This is a genomic window from Bombella sp. ESL0378 (genome assembly GCF_009725845.1).
GTDB classification, from domain to species: domain Bacteria; phylum Pseudomonadota; class Alphaproteobacteria; order Acetobacterales; family Acetobacteraceae; genus Bombella; species Bombella pollinis.
The window spans coordinates 104,968-122,908 of record NZ_WNIF01000002.1; the positions used below are offsets into that span (position 1 = coordinate 104,968).

Sequence of the window (17,941 nt, forward strand, 5' to 3'; positions counted from 1 at the left end):
TGTGTGAGGATTCTTTGGGTTATGGCTCTGCCATCTACAGGAAGGAGTGTTGATGATGACTGATGATGCCATCAGGAAAGCTCGTGAGGAGGCGGGATACCGTATTCTTTCCTCAGAGCTTGTTTATAAAAATCCGTGGACGGCTGTGCGGGAGGATAAAATCATCCATCCCGGTGGGAAAGAAGGTCTTTACGGTATTGTAGAGCGTGGGCCTTTTGCGGTGATTATGCCTGTGCATGCGGATGGGCGGGTTACTCTTGTACAGCAATTCCGTTATCCCGTGGGCAAGCGGCTTTGGGAGTTCCCGATGGGGATGTGGGAGACACGGCCCGATGCGGAGGCAGAGGCCCTCGCTTTAGGGGAATTGCGGGAGGAGACGGGCCTGCGTGCGGGGGAGTTGATTCATGCTGGCACGCTCTATCAAGGGGCGGGTTATTCTACGCAAGAGGGGCATGTTTTCTTAGCGCGTAATCTCATTCGAGGTGCGGCAGAGCGGGAAGCAAGCGAGGCTGATATGGTCGTACGTGATGTAAGCTTTGCGGAGTTTGAGCGTATGATTGTTGAGGGCGAGATTACGTGTATGGTTACCTTAGCAGCTTTTGCACAAATTCGCGCACGAGGCTTAATCTGATAGGCCAACGCTATATACCGCAGGAGCATGAGGGGCAGCGTCCTTCCCGTAGAAGGTCTCTCATGTCGGTGATGGGTTTTGCCCTCTTTTTATTAGTTGGGCCACTGCTGTTATGGCATGTGCCTTTCATTCAACGAGGTGTGTGCGTCTTGCAGAGTTGGGCGGAGCGGCCCTATGCGGTAGCGTGGCTTTTACCGGCGACAATAGCGTATTGTGCTTTGGGTTTCCCCCGTCAGGTGCTTTGTTTTGTTCTTGGGGCGAGTCTTGGTGTTAAGCTCGGCTTGGTAGAGGCGAGCCTCGCTTATGGGGGCGGGGCGTTTTTGGGCTATAGCGGGGGTTGGCTGTGGCAACGATGGCACCCTGTACAAAAAGCCGCTATGCCGTGGTTTATTAAAGCGGGGATGGCAGCTCCTTTTCGTGCGGTATTATGCGCACGTCTATTGCCAGTGGGGTCGGCTTTGCTGGTCTCGGTCTCATCAGGGATGATGAGGCTTGCTGTTGGGCGGTTTGTGCTAGCGACAATGCTCGGTGGGGTGCCACAAAATCTTGTTTTTCTCCTCGCTGGGCATGGTGTAGAAATAGGACACGGGGGGGCCTTGATTATGGCGATAATCTTGGCACTATCCTCTGCTGGATTAGCAGGCTGGGTGTTACGCGGCTTCCATCAGGATAGACAGAAGGCAGAATAACGCATTATGGCGATGTCACAACGCAGTGTTTTTAAGCAAGCCGTGCTTACAAAGCCCTTGGTAAGAGGTGGGCATTTGCCCATGTGGGTGCCTTTAATATTAGGGACACTCACCGCTGTAGGCCCTGTCTCGACTGATATTTATCTGCCCGCTTTGCCAGAGATGGAGCGTCAGTTAGGCTCTGCTGCTGGGACGGGGAGCTTGACTATGGCTGCCTGGGTGGCGGGCTTAGCGATTGGGCAGATTCTCGTAGGGCCGATGACAGACCGTTTTGGCCGGCGTCGTCCGCTTTTAGTGGGGACGTTATTTTATGCCATAGCCGCTGCGGGTTGCGCACTTGCAACCTCTATGCCGATGTTGTGCTTCTTTCGTGCTTTTGCGGCCTTGATGGGGGCGGCAAGCCTCGTGGTACCCAATGCCTGCGTGCGCGACCTGACCATTGGTGATGCCACGGCGAAGTTGATGTCTCGGTTGATTCTCATCCAAGGTGTGGTGCCGATTTTGGCCCCCGCTCTTGGTGGCTTTGCGCTACAATTTATCAGCTGGCGCGATATTTTCTGGGCGACATCATTATATGGGGTTGTGGGGTTAGTGATTGTTTTTCTCTTTCTGCCAGAAACTTTGGCCGGGGAGGACCGTCACCCTATCAGGTTATGGCCTGTTATTGTCCGCTACGGGCAAACCTTGCAGGATAGGAATTATCGCTTCAATGCTCTGATTTGGATGATACAGGGCTTTGTTATCTTCACGTATCTTACTGCCGCCCCTTTCTTATTTGAGAGCGTGTATGCCTTCACGCCCTTCCAATATGGGATGCTCTTTGGGGTGATGGCATTATGTATGATTGCCTCATCGCAGATTAATGCGTGGTTGTTGAATTATTATCATAGCCGGACCCTGTTAAAAGCTGGCTTGACCATCAGCATGATAGGGTCGGTGATTTTGTTAGCGATTGCTGTGTGGTCTGCGATAGATGTGGACGCAGCGGGGCATCTTAAACATCTTTATCTATGGCCATTATTTGGGGCGATGGTGTGTGCTTTAGGCTCCGGCGGTTGCATCGGGCCGAATGCTATGGCCGGGGCTTTATTGACGCAGGGCCGTAATGCGGGTGTTGCCACAGCTTTGGCTGGGACAGGGCAATATCTCTTTGGGATTGCAGCGAGTGTGATGGTCTCTTGGTTGCCTGTAGGTACGGCTATTCCCATGGGGATTATGCTGTTTGTGGCTTATATCTTCATGCTGTTATCAGCTCGTTTTGCTCCTTAATGGGATGGGGCGGCATATGCCCCTTCCCCCTCGCTAAGAGAAGGGCCTATAAGGGGCCTTTGTTTATTCTGACCCTATTTATGAGGGAAGTGCGCTCATGTCCTTTAAAGACCCTGCCCCATTGGAGCTGAAACGCTATATCCGTGAGGTTCCAGATTTCCCTAAGCCAGGGATTCTTTTCTACGATATTTCGACCTTGATTCGGAATCCAGAAGCATGGCAGGTGGCGACAGGGCGGCTAGCGCAGGCTGTCTCTCGCTTTCAGCCGGACCTTTTGGCAGGGATTGAGAGCCGCGGCTTCCTTACCGCTGCCCCGCTCGCAACGCGGCTTGGATGTGGCTTTACGATGTTGCGCAAGCCGGGCAAGCTACCGGGTAAGACAATCTCTCATAAATATAGCCTCGAATATGGCGAGGATGAGCTGCATATTCAGGCCGATGCGGTCACACCCGGTCAACGTGTTGTCGTGTTAGATGACCTCCTTGCAACAGGTGGAACACTTGCTGCCTCGATCGACCTTTTACGCAAGGCCGGGGCGGAGGTTGTGGGGGCATCAGTCATGATAGAGCTTCTAGCTCTTGGGGGGCGTAAGAAAATTGACGTGCCGGTGACGTCCCTGCTGACCTACGAGGATTAAGCGTTATCTCCCGTATGCAGCGTGGTGTGATGTCAGAGCCTTTACCGGTAACAGAGATTTTGCCCGCGCTGCATGAGGCCTTGCTCGCGGGGCCGAATCTCGTTCTCGTAGCTCCACCGGGTGCGGGTAAGACGACAACCGTCCCTCCCTTTTTGTTAGAGCGTGCCCCTGCATGGTTGGGGGCGGGGCGTATTTTGTTGGTCGAGCCACGGCGTGTAGCGGTGCGGGCTGCGGCGCAGCGTATGGCCGCTTTGCGAGGGGAAGCCCCCGGTGGGGTGATTGGGTATCGTACCCGGCTGGAGAGTGCGGTTTCTGTCCAAACGCGTATTGAGGTTGTAACAGAAGGGCTATTGGTCCGCCGCCTTGTGGCAGACCCACTTTTAGAAGGCGTGGCTGCTGTTATTTTCGATGAGGTGCATGAGCGTTCCCTCGATGGAGATACGGCTTTAGGGTTCTGCCGCGATGTGCAGCAGAACTTTCGGCCGGATTTACGCCTCATAGCGATGTCTGCCACCTTAGAGGCTAGCCTTTTTACAACCGCTTTGCAGGCTCCATTGCTTGAGAGTGATGGGCGGCACTACCCTGTAGAAATTCGCCATAGGCGGGATATAGGCCATCTGCGGGATTTACCAGAGGCATGCGCGCACGCCGTGGCGCAAGCATGGCAGGAGGAAGAGGGCTCTATTCTAGCTTTCTTACCCGGTATCGGGGAGATACGCCGCACAGAGGCTTTTTTGCAGCGTCTTTTGGGCGAGCAAGCTCCACTTTATCCTCTTTATGGGGAACAATCGGTTGAGGACCAAGCCCGTGCGTTAGACCCCACCTCAGGACGGCGGATTGTATTGGCAACTTCCATTGCAGAAACCTCCGTTACCGTACCGGGGGTGCGTGTGGTGGTAGATGGTGGGTGGCGGCGTTTGCCACAGCGTGATGCCAGTACGGGCTTACCGCGGTTGCACACACGCCGCATCTCCCGCGCTACGGCGGAGCAACGGGCAGGGCGCGCAGGGCGGCAAGCCCCCGGTGTGGCTATTCGTTTATGGTCGGAGATGACACAGCGCAGTTTGATTGTGCAGGACATCCCCGCCATTTTAGAGGCTGATTTATGTGATTTTGCCCTCCTGACAGCGGCATGGCAGCAAGCGATGGGGACAGAGCCAAAGGCTCTACCGTTGCTCGATCCTGCCCCTGCTGGTGGCCTTGCAGCGGCACAAGCATTGCTACATGAGTTAGGGGCGTTGGATAAAGAGGGAGTGTTAACCCCTCTTGGGCAGAGGATGATTAATTTTGGCACGCATCCTCGTTTAGCTGCCTTGCTGTGCGCTGCGCGTACGGTGGAGGAGCAAGCAGTAGCAGCGTGTTTAGCTGCTTTGTTGGAGGAACGTGACCCCTTGAGAGGGCGCGAGGGTATGGGGGAGGCCCTCTCGGCAGATATTCGGCTGCGTTTGAGGCTCTTTACCCATGATGATGGGCGTGTGCCGCGCCCTGTGATGCGTAGGCTCCAACAAGCGGCGGAGCGTTTTTGGCAGCGTGGTGGGCAAAAGGGCGGCCGTCGCCAATTAGCAGAATATGTGACGGCAGGTATGCAGGGCTATGGCGTGGGGCGTTTGATCGCGGCGGGTTTCCCTGATCGTCTCGCACAGCGGACCCATGCGGAAGGACGTTATCGCCTTGCAGGGGGTGGGAGTGCGCGGCTCAATGCGGCGGACCCTTTAGTGAAGGAGGAGCTTTTAGCGGGGGCGGCCTTTCATAGTGGTAAGGGTACGAGCATGACCCTTGCTGCCCCCGTGACAATGGATGAGCTGCCTGATTCCGTTAAAGCCTGTATGCAGGAGCAGCGGGAGCCTGCTCTTGATGGTACTTCGGGCAAGGTAATTGTACGTCAGAGAGTACGGTTGGGGGCTCTTATCCTAAGGGATAAAAATGTACCCCCATTGCCAGAGGATATTACCACGGCCTTGCTTGCCAAAGTGCAGGCAGACCTTCCTCGTTATGTGGAATGGTCCGATACAGCGCGGCAGATGCAAGCGCGCGTCGCCCTTGCGCGGAGACATTACGCGCCTCATTTACCGGATATAAGCGATGATGCGTTAGTGCAGTCTATGGAATGGCTAGAGCCGTGGCTTGCGGGGATGGATCGCCTCGCTCAGCTTAAAGAGTTGGATATGACGGCTATTCTGACGAGCTTATTATCTTATGAGGACCAACAAGAGCTTGCGCGCCAGCTTCCTACTCATGTGGCATTAAAGGGGGGACGTAGGCGGATTGATTATACAACGGTCATTCCCTCTCTTGCAGCGCGTGCGCAGGATTTTTACGGGATAATGTCGCTGCCAAAATTGGCAGGCGGTAAGGTGCCCTTACAAGCGACTTTGCTCTCCCCGGCAGGGCGTCCGCAGGCTGTTACAGCGGATTTAGCGCAGTTTTGGAAGGCGGGTTGGTTGGATATGCGGCGGGATATGCGTGGGCGGTATCCTAAACATCATTGGCCAGAAAACCCCGCTGATGAGACGTCCTAAGAGGCGGTATAGAGGGGCTGCCTGTAGGATTGTGTGAGGGAGTGTGATAGGGGGTATAGGGAGTCGTTTGGCCGTGTTATGGCTGTTATGGAAGGGGATGGGGTATTCATGCAGCCGGTAATAAGGCATGTGGTCTGGTCTGTTTTAGTCCCAGCGGCTGTTGGGAGTGTGGCGGCGATGGGCATATGCCTATGGTGGGTCCCCGGTGGGGAGAAAGTCCCTACGCCCATCCGTAATACGCGGCTTTATCAAGCTGTGCATCACCCGCCTGTGCCGGTATCGTCCCCTTTAGTGTTGCCCTCGGCCCCTGTTCCTGCTGCGCCGTCTTTGCCTGTTAGTTCAGCTCACGACCCTATAGCTACGCGGGAGGCATTAAATTTGCCGAGCTTTGCACCATTGGTGCATCAGGTGATTCCGGCTGTGGTGAATATTTCCGTCTCTCGTGGCTCTCCCCCAACAGATGATGAGCCTTCTACACAGCCTAAAACACCAGCAGCGCGGAAGGTTGTTCCTATCCCGGCCCCTCATCGGCGGCATCGGAGGCAGAAACACCATACCGTACGGCCTGCTGATGATGATTTAACCGGCGCAGGGTCCGGTTTTGTCGTGGATGCCTCGGGCATTATCGTGACGAACCGGCATGTGATAGGCCATGCCTCGCGGATTATGGTCTCGCTCTCTGATGGGCGGTCGCTTAAAGCGCGGAGTTTGGGGGAGGACCCCATGACTGATATCGCTGTTATCAAGGTCGATAGCCCGACCCCGCTCCCCTCTGTGACATGGGGGGATAGCCGGCAGGTAGAGATTGGCGATTGGATTTTGGTTGCTGGGAATCCTTTTGGTTTTGGCTCCTCCGTTACGGCGGGGATTGTTTCCGCTGTAGGGCGGGATTTAGGCAGTGGTGCGCTGGATGATTTCATGCAGCTTGATGCTCCCATTAACCCCGGTAATTCCGGCGGACCAGCCTTTAATCTTCAAGGGCAGGTTGTGGCGATGAATGCGGCGATCGCCTCGCCGAGTGATGGCTCGGTGGGGATTGGCTTTGGCATCCCCTCAGAGATTGTAGCCCCGGTTGTGGAATCGATTCGTAAGACTGGTCATGTGGAGCATGGCTGGCTTGGGGTCACATTGAATGACGCAAGCGCGCCTATGTGGGTGGAGGATGTGGACCCACACGGGGCGGCTTGGCAGGGCGGTTTGCGGAAAAAAGACGCCATCCTCGCTATTGGCGATGTGCCTGTGCATGATGCACGGACAGTATTACGCAGTGTCGCAGCAGCACATCCGGGAACCGTCTTTAACTTTACCATCCGCCGGGAGGGGAAGGAGATGACCCTCCCCGTGACGCTTGGCAAACGCCCCGTAGCAGATTTTTAAAAGGGGGCGCGTTTATGCGCCCTCTTTTCCTCTCAAGGAGTAGGAGAGGTTTTCTCCAGCTTATCAGCCAACAAGGCTTGAGCATGGATGGTAACACGGATTGTTTGTACCTCTGCCGTGCTGCTAGGGGGTGTAGCGGCACTGCGCATCTCGGCCATCATGAGCATGGGGGGGCGAGGCTCAAGCGGATTTATGGGGCCTTGTCCCCCAATATGGACGCGCTCTAGCCGGACTAAGGAGAGACCAAGGGCAGTGGCATCATTCTCTGCCTGTTGGCGGAGTTTTTTAAGCGCACCAAGGCGGGCTTGTTGCTCCAGCGTTTCACGCAGTTGGGGGTTGAGGGTCCATTGCATGCTCTCAATGCTCAGACCAAGCTGTTGGAGCTTCTCCGTCATAGCGAGGAGTTGCTCACGGTCTTGGCTGCTTAATGTCAGGCTTTGTTGGGCAACCCAGCTATGTTTGTTATGGGGGCCGTATTCCTCCCCAACCATATAGTTATCAGCCGTGCTTTTAATAGCGGATTGACCATTAAGGAGCTTCATTGCCGCATTAACGCGTTGATTGAGCTGCTGCTGCGCGTTGCTAGGGGTGGCACTTTCAGCCTTAGCAGAGAGATGAATCATGAGCGTATCGGCTGTTGCTTGTGTTTCATCAGAGACAGTAAAGCTGAGTTCTGTACCGTGAGGATAAGCCATAGGCGGGGGTGGCGGCATTTGGCGGGAGGGAAGCACGGTCTCTCCCTCAGGCGCGGCGGAGGCAACGGAGAGAGGGGTTACCAACAGAGAGCCCGCGGCGAATGTCGCTAGGCTCAATGCGGTAAGGGGGTGACGTAGGCTCATTGATGAGGTCCTTCTTCCTGATTTTTGAGGAGAACAAGCGCGCGCCGCAAACGGCCTATCCCTGCGCGAATGTGATTTTGTTGGCAGAGCTCCCGGCCTTCTTCCAACAAATGTTGGGCATCATCCATGGCACCAACAGGTACATTATGGGGGGTACGTATTTTCTCAGCTAAATGCTCGCTCAGCTGGGCGCAATAATCAGGGCTATCACTGGTGATGACAAGGTCTTGAGGGGGAGGGGTTGCCTCACTACCCGGCAAGAGAGAGGCCCATGCAACCTCTGGCCATATTGTCAGCGGAGCCAAAAGAATCAGAGCTGTGAGAAAGCATAAAGTGCGCATGATCATGACGCTATCACAGAAAATAGGCGGTTAAGATGGGCAAGGTATGAAACTTTCGTAAGACGTAGCGGTAGGGTCATAAAGGGACTACCGTTTTTGTACGGTCTGTTTCTTGCTGGATGAGTGGCAGAGAGAGCGTGACCTGTAACCCCGGATCCATCCGCGTGAGGGTGAGACGACCATGATGTAAGCTCGTCACCGCTTGGACGAGAGAAAGCCCAAGGCCAGAGCCGGGTGTATGGCGGGCACTCTCTGCGCGGAAGAAGCGTTCATGCGCGCGGAGAATATCAGCTTCATTCATCCCCGGCCCTTGGTCTTGTACGCTAATTTCTATCCCAGTGGGGGCTGTGTGCGCTGTATGACCACGCGGTGTAATAGCTGTAACAGGGTGGGCTGTAAGGGAGAGTGCGCTATGAGGAGGGGAAAACTTAATCGCGTTATCTAATAGATTCGCTAAAGCTTGTTGGAGCATCCGTTCATCTCCATAAAGAAGGGGAAGCGGGCTGATATCCATATGGAGGCTTAATCCTGCCTCTTCAGCAGAGGCTTCATATAATTCCGCTATATTGGTGAGGAGTTGGTTAAGGTCCACCATAGTAAAGGCGGAGCGGCGTGCCCCGGCCTCAATCTGGGCAATGCGGAGGAGGGCTTCAAAGATACCGGTAATATGGTCGAGGTCTCCAATCGCTTTTTCCGCCGCTAGGCGTAACTCATCAGGTGAGGAGGCGGAAAAGAGGGCTTCTTCCAGTTGGTTACGGGCGCGAGTGATGGGGGTGCGGAGGTCATGAGCAATGGCGTTGGAGACTTGGCGCACCCCTTCCATCAACCGGTTGATTCGGTCCAGCATGGTGTTGACCGTCTCAGCAACAAGGTCCGTCTCGCTCCCTGTGAGGGCGATGCGGTGGTTAAGGTCCCCACTCGCCACAGCGGAGGCCGTGCGAGCGATGGAGCCAACAATACGGCGGAAGAGATTGCGCACCACTAAAGCCCCGCCAATAGCGAGGAGGGCAATCATTACAGCACACCAAATCAGGGTACGGGTGATGACCGTACTGAGGAGGGCGCGGCCCCTGATGTCATGCCCGACAATGAGCTTAAAGCCGTGGGTGAGGTGGTAGGCCTTAAATTGCGCGGGGGTGGAGAAGGTATAACGGCGGATGGTAAGCTCGTAAAAATGATCCATCTTTGTGATGGCAACGGGCCAGCCGGGTAAATTGCCCGCTAAACGTCGCCCGTGGCGGTCGATGAGCAAATAGAGGGCATCATCATCAATATTCTGTTCTAAACGGTCCGTAATGGCACTGCTCAGGGCAGGGGGGCCGCCATAGTTCCACCGCTGTGTGAGCTCCTGTGCATCGGTCTCTATAAAGGCACGGACATGCTGGGTGAGGAGGTTGGTACTACTCCACCAGATGAAGGATAAGAACAGCGTGGCTGAGATAAGAAATAACACGCCATAGCCAAGGGCGAAGTTAATCCCAGCGGAGCGGATCGGCCAATGCCATCGCCCCATTTTGTTGGCATCCCCCCGCCGCCATTGGAGCCAACGGCGCGGGGCTTTCTTATCCTTCTTCATAAAGTAGCTAACCTCTTATTCGCGCTAACTTTGTGTCGGGCGGAGGATATAGCCTGCATTGCGGACTGTATGGATGATAGCGGTCTGAAAAGGTTTATCAACCTTCTGCCGCAGACGGGAGACATGGACATCAATCACGTTGGTCTGCGGGTCAAAATGATAATCCCAGACTTTCTCAAGCAGCATGGTACGGGTCACAACCTGTCCGGCATTGCGGACGAGGAACTCTAGGAGGCGGAACTCACGCGGTTGGAGGTCAATCTTTTGGCCTCCACGCCGTACCTCGCGGGAGAGGAGGTCTAATGTGAGGTCGCCTACAGTGAGGGTTGTCTCTGGGGCGGTTTCATTATGCCCACGGCGGCCGAGAGCCTCCACACGGGCGAGAAGCTCGGAGAAGGCAAAAGGCTTTGTGACGTAATCATCCCCACCGGCACGCAACCCATCGACTCGATCATCTACATCAGAGAGGGCAGAGAGCAAGAGCACAGGGGTATTGTTCTTCTGGCTGCGAAGGGTCTCAAGAATATGCAAGCCATCAACCCCACCGGGGAGCATCCGGTCTAAGATGATGATGTCGTATTTTTCTCCCACAGCGAGATAGAGCCCATCTTTGCCATTATCGGCATGGTCTACATCATGCCCTGCTTCTTTAAGGCCTTTAAGGACAAAGGAGCGAACGGTGGGATCATCCTCAACCAGTAAGATATGCATTGGTCCTGCCTGTTTCGTCTAGTCTGCTCTATTAGAGCGTTTGTGCGCCTAGGATAGCGGTAAGCTGGGGGAAAAGGGAAGGTCACTCATAGAGGGCTTTCTTGCCTCATATTACGGGCATGTTAGGATGCTGGAGACACTGTGATTGTAAGGAGAGGGGAATAGCCATGCAATATAGACCCTTAGGGCGAACTGGCCTTAAAGTAAGTGAACTATGCTTAGGAACCATGACCTTTGGACAACAAAATACCGAGGCAGAAGGTCATGCCCAGCTCGATATGGCCCTCGAACATGGCGTAAATTTCATCGACACGGCGGAATTATATTCCATCCCTCCGCGTGCAGAGACGCAAGGCTCGACCGAGCGCATTGTGGGGAGTTGGCTAAAGGCACGCGGTAATCGTGATAAAATTATCCTAGCCAGTAAGGTGGTTGGGCGTAGCCAGAATGAGTGGTTCCGCCCCGATGGGGAGAAACCACGTCTGACACCGGGGCAGATTCGATATGCGATCGAGCAATCGCTCAAGCGGTTAAATACGGATTATTTGGACCTTTATCAGCTCCATTGGCCAGACCGTAAGATTAACATCTTTGGTGAGGGAGGGACGACCTTCCAAACCCTCTCTGATGCTGATGAAGTGCCGATTGCTGAGACATTAGGCGCATTGGGGGAGTTGGTGAAGGAAGGCAAGGTCCGTCATGTAGGTTTATCTAACGAGACCGCATGGGGTGTGGCGGAGTTTTTGCGTGTTTCACGCGAGGAAAAACAGCCGCGTATTGCCTCTATCCAAAACGCCTATAATCTGTTGAACCGCACTTATGAGATTGGCCTTGCCGAGATGGGCTTGCGGGAGGATGTCGGCTTATTGGCTTATTCTCCACTCGCGCAGGGTTATTTAACGGGCAAATATCTGGATGGTGCCCGCCCACCGGGGGCGCGGACAACCCTCTTTGAGCGGGGGCAGCGTTACGAAAAACCGGGCGTTGATGATGCGATTCGTGCTTATCAGGCCCTTGCGAAAGAGAGCGGGTTAGACCTCGCCCAAATGGCGATTGCGTTTGTAACCACCCGTCCCTTTGTGGCCTCTAACATCATCGGGGCAACTAATTTGCAGCAGCTTGAGACGGCTCTAACATCCGTCAATCTTACCATTACGCCGGAGCTGGAGGAGAAGATTAACGCCATCCATCAGCTAAACGCCAACCCTGCCCCTTAAGGGGAAGTATATAAAGTAACGGTAGAGCCGGAGCATCATTATGTTCCGGCTCGTCTTTTAGGGGGCATCCTTTTTTAAGACGCGCCACAGGGCAAGCAAAATCCCACTTAGTAGTGCGAGATAAAGCAGCACAGCCGTGCCGATAAAATGGCGGGTGCGTTTATGGCTATCATCAGCCCATTGGAGAAAGGCTGTGACATCGCTGGCCATTTGGGGGATGGTCGCTTTTGTCCCATCGGGGAAGTTGATAGCCCCCTCTTGCAAAGGCGGCCGCATTTTGAACTTGTGATGATGCGTGAGTGCCGTGGGGTTGTAATAAGTATGTGGGGCGAGTGTAACGCCGGGGGGAGCAGGGCGATAATCTGCAAGCATGTGGCGGATATAATCCGGCCCACCGCGTATTGTGCGGACAATATGGGAGAGGTCTGGCGGGTAGTCTCCCCCATTATTCGCTTTGCCCACAGCGACACTAGGATAAGGGGAGGCAATGGGGCTTTCTAACCCTGTATGGCGTTGTTGTGCCCAATGCTGCAAGGCGGCAACATCTAGTTGTAACGCAATCATATCCCCATAATGGGCATGGTCCATACTATGGCAGGAGCTACATATTTGCTGGAAGATAAGCAACCCGCGTTCTTCCGGCTTCATAATGGGGGGCGGAGTAGGGGATGCCGCCGTGATAGGGGCGGCGAGAGCAGGGCTAGAGGCCCCGCTGATGAGGGTGAATAGAGCAAAAGGAGCCCATAACAGACGGTGTGGCATCATGACTGTACATCCTTTTGTGAGGATTGTGCGGCTTTGCGCTCTTGCCATGCGGTGAAGGGAAGTAGAACGAGAAACACGAGGAACCATACCAGCAATGCGCCTCGGCTTATCCATGCCCATAAGGGGGTAGCTGGTTGTAGCCCTGCTACGATGAGGGTGAGGAAGGCGAGGAAGAAAAGCCCCATCCCGATGCGGATAAAAGGCCGATAGGTCGCATTATGGCGGGGGGAGATATCCAACCAAGGGAGAGCAAAAAGGACGAGTAAGCTAGAGGCCGCTATGATAAGCCCCCCAAGGCGGGAGGGAATAGCGCGCAGCATGGCAAACCACGGGGCAAGATACCATTCTGGCGTAATATCAGCAGGGGTTTTGAGGGGATTGGCAGGGGTAATGTTATCAATCTTGCTTAATAAACCGGGGAGGAAGAAGATTAACCCCGCCAATAACGCCAGAAAAATACAGACGGCTAAGCTATCTTTGACAACATAAAACGGTGCGAAAGGCCGTGTTGTTTTGTCAGGCTGGGGGCTATCTAGGGTTGGATTGCTAGAGCCTGTCCCGTGGAGGCAGATGATATGCAGGCCAATCAGAGCGGCGATAATGAAGCCAAGGGTAAAATGCAGGATGAAAAAGCGGTGCAGCGCAATATTGCCTAACGTCTCTTCCCCAAGGAGATAAACAAGCAGCGGATGCCCAATAGCTGGCACGGCGTCCACCGCATGGGTAATAACGGTTGCGCCCCAATAGGACATCTGCCCCCATGGTAAAACATACCCTGCAAAGGCTGTAACCATAAAAAGGAGCATCACAATAAGGCCAGAGAGCCAGACAAGCTCTCGCGGGGCCTTGTAGGAGCCATACCATAGCCCTCTCCCTATATGGAGATAGAGGGCTGCAAAGAGCATGCTGACCCCGCCTGTATGGATGCTACGGACCAACCAGCCAGAGGGGACGCGGCGTTCAATCGCTTCAATGCTTTCAAAAGCCTGCGTCATATCGGGCTGGTAGTGGAGGGCAAGAAAAATCCCGCTTACAATCATGAGGCCGAAGGCGGCGATCAAACAGGCCCCGATAGTCCAGAGCAGATTTACCGGCGGCATGGGGAAGCGCGCCATATGGCGGCAGAAAGGCCGTAGGAAAGGCAAGCGGCGGTCAAGCCAATGGGAAGGCGGTGTGGGGGTGTGATTCATCATAGAGGCCGTCCCTTACAGTTGTTGGATTTTGGTGATGTCGTAATGAGGGGAGAGCAGGCTTTCCCCTAAGCGGATGGTGTTATCATCAACAAAATGAAGGGGCGGGACGGGCAAATTATAAGGGGCGGGCATATTGCGTAGGACACGCCCCGCCCCATCAAATTGTGAGCCATGACACGGGCAGAAGAACCCACCAGAGGCCGGTAAGTTTGCACTATCTTGATAATTGGGGACGCAGCCTAGATGGGTGCAAATGGTGATATAAACCCCATAGTCAGCCCGCAGGGAGCGATGGGGGTTGGCAGCCTCGGCGGGTTGTTGATGGATGTGTGAGTGCGGGTCAGCCAGCTGGGCAAGGAGGGTAGGGTCCTCCAAAGCGCGGAGCATCTCTGGCGTGCGGCGTTGAATAGCCACTGGAAGGCCCTGCCAAACGACTATTTTGTGGCTACCCGGCTCTAAATCCTGCACAGTAACATCAAGAATGGCGTGCTCATGCGTGTTCTCCGCAGAGCGTGCTTCAGTCTGGCGGAGACTATTGAGGAAGGGCGCAGCGAGCGTGCAGGCCCCAGCTCCGCCTAAAGCGAGAGAGCTTGCCGTTAGGATCCGCCGCCGCGTAGGACGAGGGAAAAGGGGGGCGTCATCCAAAGCTGGGTGCGGCGGGGGGGTATCGTTCTGCTGGGTCATGGGCGCGCTCCTTATCAGGCTTTTCTTTATAGAAATAGCGATAAAGTGACGCAATGTAGAGAAGCCGCCTTATGGGGTATTAGGCCCGTGCAATCAGCTTTTTTGTGAGATGATGGCAACGATGTTTTAGCCGTTCCATCAAAAGATAAATTGCAGGTGTGGTGTAGAAGGTTAAGAATTGGCTGACAGCCATCCCTCCTAAAATCGCTACCCCTAAGGGGCGGCGTAGCTCACATCCATATCCATCGCCGATGAGTAGAGGCACCCCGCCTAAAGCCGCGGCTAATGTTGTCATCAGGATGGGGCGGAAGCGGATGATAGAGGCCTGCTGGATGGCTTGCTCGGCTGTCATCTCAGGGTTGGATTTATGGGTTTGTAAGGCGAAGTCAATCACCAAGATGGCGTTCTTTTTCACAAGGCCGGTGAGGAGAATAATGGCGATAACGGCAATTAAGCTAAAGTTCTCCCCTGCAACCCAAAGTCCTAGAACAGCTCCCACCCCGGCAGAAGGCAGGGTAGAGAGGATGGTAATAGGGTGTATGAGACTTTCATAGAGAATACCTAAAGTAATATACATAATAGCAATAGCGACCATAAACGCGATTAAGGCGTTGTTCATAAGAGATGAGGTTTCCCCCGTTGTGCCAGTAAACTCCCCATGGATGACATCTGAGACATGGAGATTTACGAGGGATTTTTTGATCGTTTCGACAGCATCAGTGTATGTGTGGCCTGCTGTGAGGTCAAAAGAGAGGGTTGTGGCGTAATAACCATTGTGATGAGCAATAGTCAGGGGCATAGGTGCTTTGGCAATACTGGCCACATTATCAAGAGGGATCATCGTTTCTTGGGATGAAGACACCGCTGCACCGTTGGAATTATTGCCCGAGAGTTTATTGGCAAAAGAGTTCGTCACAGAATCTTGGGCGATGGAGGCTTGTGCGCTTAATGTCCCTTTGCTGCGGACACGGATCAGGTTAGAGGCAATCCCCCCGGCGGCTGTCCCAGCAGAGGTGGAAAGCCAGAGATGGTGGAGTGTGTTGGGGTACTGGCGGAAAGGCGCATCAACCACCATGACCACTCTGTGGTTGGTAAGGGGAAGATGAATGGTCGAGACAATGCTTTGCCCAAAAGAGTCAAAAAGAGCATTTTGGATTAATTGTGGTGTAACATTATAGCGGGCCTCAAGGTCTCGATGGACTATAATATTGGATGAGATTTCAACATCTTCTGCATTGGTTGAAAGGTTACGAAAGACCCCGCTAGCACGGAGCTGCGCTAGGAGGGGCGGGGTCGCGTTATAAAGAGGGGTGCTGTCATCACTTTGGAGGACATAACGATAATTACCTGTATTGCTTGTATCGCCCCCCCCTTGACGGTCGCTCCCTAATGCCCAGAAGAAGGCTTCTGCCCCAGCTTGTTGGGGGATGCTTTTATGGAGCCGTGCTAATATCGTCCGAGGGCTAGCGCGTTGGGCTTTATCTTTGAGGGAAATAAAGAGATCGCCCGTGTAGCTATTCCGGTTAAATGTAACGACTGTTTGGACAGCAGGGTCTTTTTGGATAATTGCTTCGACCTGCCGTAAGCGGCGTAATAATGCTTGGAAGGAGAGGTTCGGCTCCCCAACTATGCGCCCTCGTAGGATAGCCAAATCCATTGCTGGAAGAGTTGTTTTAGGTAGGATGGTAATGCCCCCGATGAGTAAGAGGAGGCTAGCTGGTAAGGTAAGACCAATAAGGATGGGATGCCGCAAGCTCCAGCTCATGGAGTTTTCATAAGCTCGTGTGAGGCGTTGGAGGCCTGTTTCTGTGACGTGAAAGAGCTGATGGCCCCTATAGAGTAGCCATCCCAATGGAGCGCGCCACATGGTGCGTTGGGGGCGGGAGGGTAATGTGGCGTGCGGCTGTGTGTGTATTGTGAGAAAATGGGCGCATAGCATAGGGGTAAGGGTAAGGGATAAAACCATTGAGATGATGATGGCGATAATCATCGTCATGGCAAATTCGTTAAAAATCGATCCTAATGTTCCGGGGATGTAAAGGAGAGGGATAAAAACCGCAATTAAAGAGAGGCTAATAGAGAGAATTGTAAAGGTAATTTCAGTTGTTCCAATAAGGCTTGCTTGGTAACGATCCATCCCTGCTTCCATATGACGAGCGATATTTTCGAGCACGACAATGGCATCATCAATGACAAAACCCACGGCAATCGTTAGGGCCATAAGGGAGAGAACATCTAGTGAGAAGTGATACCACGCCATTGCTGTGAGTGTGCCAGAGAGGGCAATGGGGATCGTAATAGCGGGGATAAGTGTACTAAAAAGATGGCGGAAAAAGAGAGCAATAACTAGGACGACTAAGATAATAGAGACAATAAGTGTGAGCTTCGCATCAATCAGGGAGGAGCGAATTGTACGAGAGAGGTCCAGCCCTGTATGGATCTGCACAGTCGCTGGGACTGTTTGTTGGAGAAGTGGAAGACGATGAGTAATATCGTTGACGATAGCGACTGTGTTCGCGTGGGGTTGTGGCATAACAGCAAGTGTAATAGCGGTTTGCCCGTTTAATGTGCTTTCTTGGTAAATATCCTGCACATCATCATGCACCCTAGCGATATCGCGCAGATAGATAGGGTAGAACTTGTTACGATAGGCAACAATGAGGTTGCGATATTGTGCCGCATTGATGGCTTGGTCATTCGTTTGGAGTTGGATGCGTTGGTCACCAAGGGTGAAAAAACCCTTGGGTGTATAAGCATTAGCAGAGGCCAGAGCGGAGCGAATATCCTCTGGGTTTAAGCCCCATTTATACAGGGGGTAAGGGTTAAGCTCGACTCGCACTGCAGGGTTGGAAGCCCCGAATATTTCCACCCGGCCAACCCCGCCAATTTGGGCCAATATGGGCCGTATGCGGATGAGGGCGAGGTCATAAAGCTGGTCGCGTGATTGTTGTTTAGAGGTTAAATGAAGGAGGTAGATAGGCCTATCCCCATCAAGCTTAAAGGCTTGTGGGTCTGAATCTAATGTACCTGTTGGCAGGTCACTTCGGGCGGCACGTAAAGCGGCTTGGACATCCCGCAATGCCCCATCAATATTACGTGATGGGGCAAAATCAATAAAGATAGAGGTTTTGCCGCTGCCTGTAGTGGATTCTAGCGATTGGACATCGGCAATCGTGGCAAGGCGGCGTTCTAACGGGGTGGAGACAGAAGTCGCCATCTGTTGCGGGTCTGAGCCGGGTTGGCTGGCTACCACCATAATGGCGGTCGCCGTCATGTCCGGCATGGTCGCAACAGGGAGAAAGGGTAACGCCACTAACCCGGAGAGGAAGATGGCTAAGGCCAGCAAAGTGGTCGCCACGGGGCGATCAATAAAAAGCCGGCAGAAGACCATAAGCTCGCAATATGCCCTTTCGTGTTACTCTATTGAGTATAAAGGATGGGTGATTATGCCGTGCGGTAATATACTCTTAACTCTTTGTAAAGCCAGATATTT

15 protein-coding genes are annotated in these 17,941 nt (G+C 53.7%); 7 read left to right on the top strand and 8 right to left on the bottom strand.

Translation table 11 applies throughout. The annotated features are described in order from the left end of the window. Window positions 1–55: 55 nt before the first annotated feature. The 6 genes from GM556_RS00770 to GM556_RS00795 all read left to right on the top strand — a co-directional run bounded on the left by GM556_RS00770 (window position 56) and on the right by GM556_RS00795 (window position 7,122). Entirely contained in the window at window positions 56–631 is a 576-nt protein-coding gene (locus GM556_RS00770; protein ID WP_155573440.1) for an NUDIX hydrolase, read from the top strand. Window positions 632–693: 62 nt separating this feature from the next. After that, entirely contained in the window at window positions 694–1,320 is a 627-nt protein-coding gene (locus GM556_RS00775) for a VTT domain-containing protein (RefSeq protein ID WP_155578968.1), read from the top strand. 6 nt (window positions 1,321–1,326) lie between these two features. Then, the gene (locus GM556_RS00780) at window positions 1,327–2,589 is read left to right on the top strand and encodes a multidrug effflux MFS transporter (RefSeq protein WP_155578969.1); all 1,263 of its coding nucleotides are present in this window, start codon (window positions 1,327–1,329) and stop codon (window positions 2,587–2,589) included. Between the two features lie 97 nt (window positions 2,590–2,686). Continuing rightward, window positions 2,687–3,226 carry an adenine phosphoribosyltransferase gene (locus tag GM556_RS00785; protein WP_099026425.1) on the top strand — a complete coding sequence of 180 codons (540 nt, stop codon included), beginning with the start codon at window positions 2,687–2,689 and terminating at the stop codon, window positions 3,224–3,226. A gap of 29 nt (window positions 3,227–3,255) precedes the next feature. Continuing rightward, the gene (hrpB, locus tag GM556_RS00790; RefSeq protein ID WP_155578970.1) at window positions 3,256–5,745 is read left to right on the top strand and encodes an ATP-dependent helicase HrpB; all 2,490 of its coding nucleotides are present in this window, start codon (window positions 3,256–3,258) and stop codon (window positions 5,743–5,745) included. A gap of 108 nt (window positions 5,746–5,853) precedes the next feature. Beyond that, window positions 5,854–7,122 carry a S1C family serine protease gene (locus GM556_RS00795; protein ID WP_155572676.1) on the top strand — a complete coding sequence of 423 codons (1,269 nt, stop codon included), beginning with the start codon at window positions 5,854–5,856 and terminating at the stop codon, window positions 7,120–7,122. Between the two features lie 32 nt (window positions 7,123–7,154). Here the strand turns inward: GM556_RS00795 and GM556_RS00800 are convergent, their stop codons facing one another. From GM556_RS00800 to GM556_RS00815, 4 genes are all read right to left on the bottom strand, one after another. Next, window positions 7,155–7,961 (bottom strand): SIMPL domain-containing protein, encoded by an 807-nt coding sequence (locus GM556_RS00800; protein WP_155578971.1) that lies wholly within the window; start codon window positions 7,959–7,961, stop codon window positions 7,155–7,157. After that, a complete protein-coding gene (locus GM556_RS00805) occupies window positions 7,958–8,302 on the bottom strand; it encodes a hypothetical protein (protein ID WP_155572678.1) in 345 nt (114 codons plus the stop codon). The genes GM556_RS00800 and GM556_RS00805 overlap by 4 nt, the downstream gene beginning before the upstream one ends. A gap of 76 nt (window positions 8,303–8,378) precedes the next feature. Continuing rightward, on the bottom strand, window positions 8,379–9,878 hold the full coding sequence (locus GM556_RS00810) for a HAMP domain-containing sensor histidine kinase (RefSeq protein ID WP_230873223.1): 1,500 nt from the start codon (window positions 9,876–9,878) through the stop codon (window positions 8,379–8,381). Between the two features lie 24 nt (window positions 9,879–9,902). Next, window positions 9,903–10,589 carry a response regulator transcription factor gene (locus tag GM556_RS00815; RefSeq protein ID WP_099026421.1) on the bottom strand — a complete coding sequence of 229 codons (687 nt, stop codon included), beginning with the start codon at window positions 10,587–10,589 and terminating at the stop codon, window positions 9,903–9,905. 167 nt (window positions 10,590–10,756) lie between these two features. Here GM556_RS00815 and GM556_RS00820 point away from each other — a divergent pair, with 167 nt between their 5' ends. Continuing rightward, entirely contained in the window at window positions 10,757–11,806 is a 1,050-nt protein-coding gene (locus GM556_RS00820; RefSeq protein WP_099026420.1) for an NADP(H)-dependent aldo-keto reductase, read from the top strand. 57 nt (window positions 11,807–11,863) lie between these two features. On the opposite strand, the gene GM556_RS00825 is transcribed toward GM556_RS00820, so the two are convergent. The 4 genes from GM556_RS00825 to GM556_RS00840 all read right to left on the bottom strand — a co-directional run bounded on the left by GM556_RS00825 (window position 11,864) and on the right by GM556_RS00840 (window position 17,839). Further along, entirely contained in the window at window positions 11,864–12,571 is a 708-nt protein-coding gene (locus tag GM556_RS00825) for a cytochrome c1 (protein ID WP_196424747.1), read from the bottom strand. Then, window positions 12,568–13,764 (bottom strand): cytochrome b N-terminal domain-containing protein, encoded by a 1,197-nt coding sequence (locus GM556_RS00830; protein WP_230873224.1) that lies wholly within the window; start codon window positions 13,762–13,764, stop codon window positions 12,568–12,570. The genes GM556_RS00825 and GM556_RS00830 overlap by 4 nt, the downstream gene beginning before the upstream one ends. A gap of 12 nt (window positions 13,765–13,776) precedes the next feature. Next, window positions 13,777–14,448, bottom strand: a complete 672-nt coding sequence (petA, locus tag GM556_RS00835) for a ubiquinol-cytochrome c reductase iron-sulfur subunit (protein ID WP_155572681.1) — start codon at window positions 14,446–14,448, stop codon at window positions 13,777–13,779. A gap of 79 nt (window positions 14,449–14,527) precedes the next feature. Next, a complete protein-coding gene (locus GM556_RS00840; protein WP_155572682.1) occupies window positions 14,528–17,839 on the bottom strand; it encodes an efflux RND transporter permease subunit in 3,312 nt (1,103 codons plus the stop codon). Window positions 17,840–17,941: the final 102 nt, after the last annotated feature.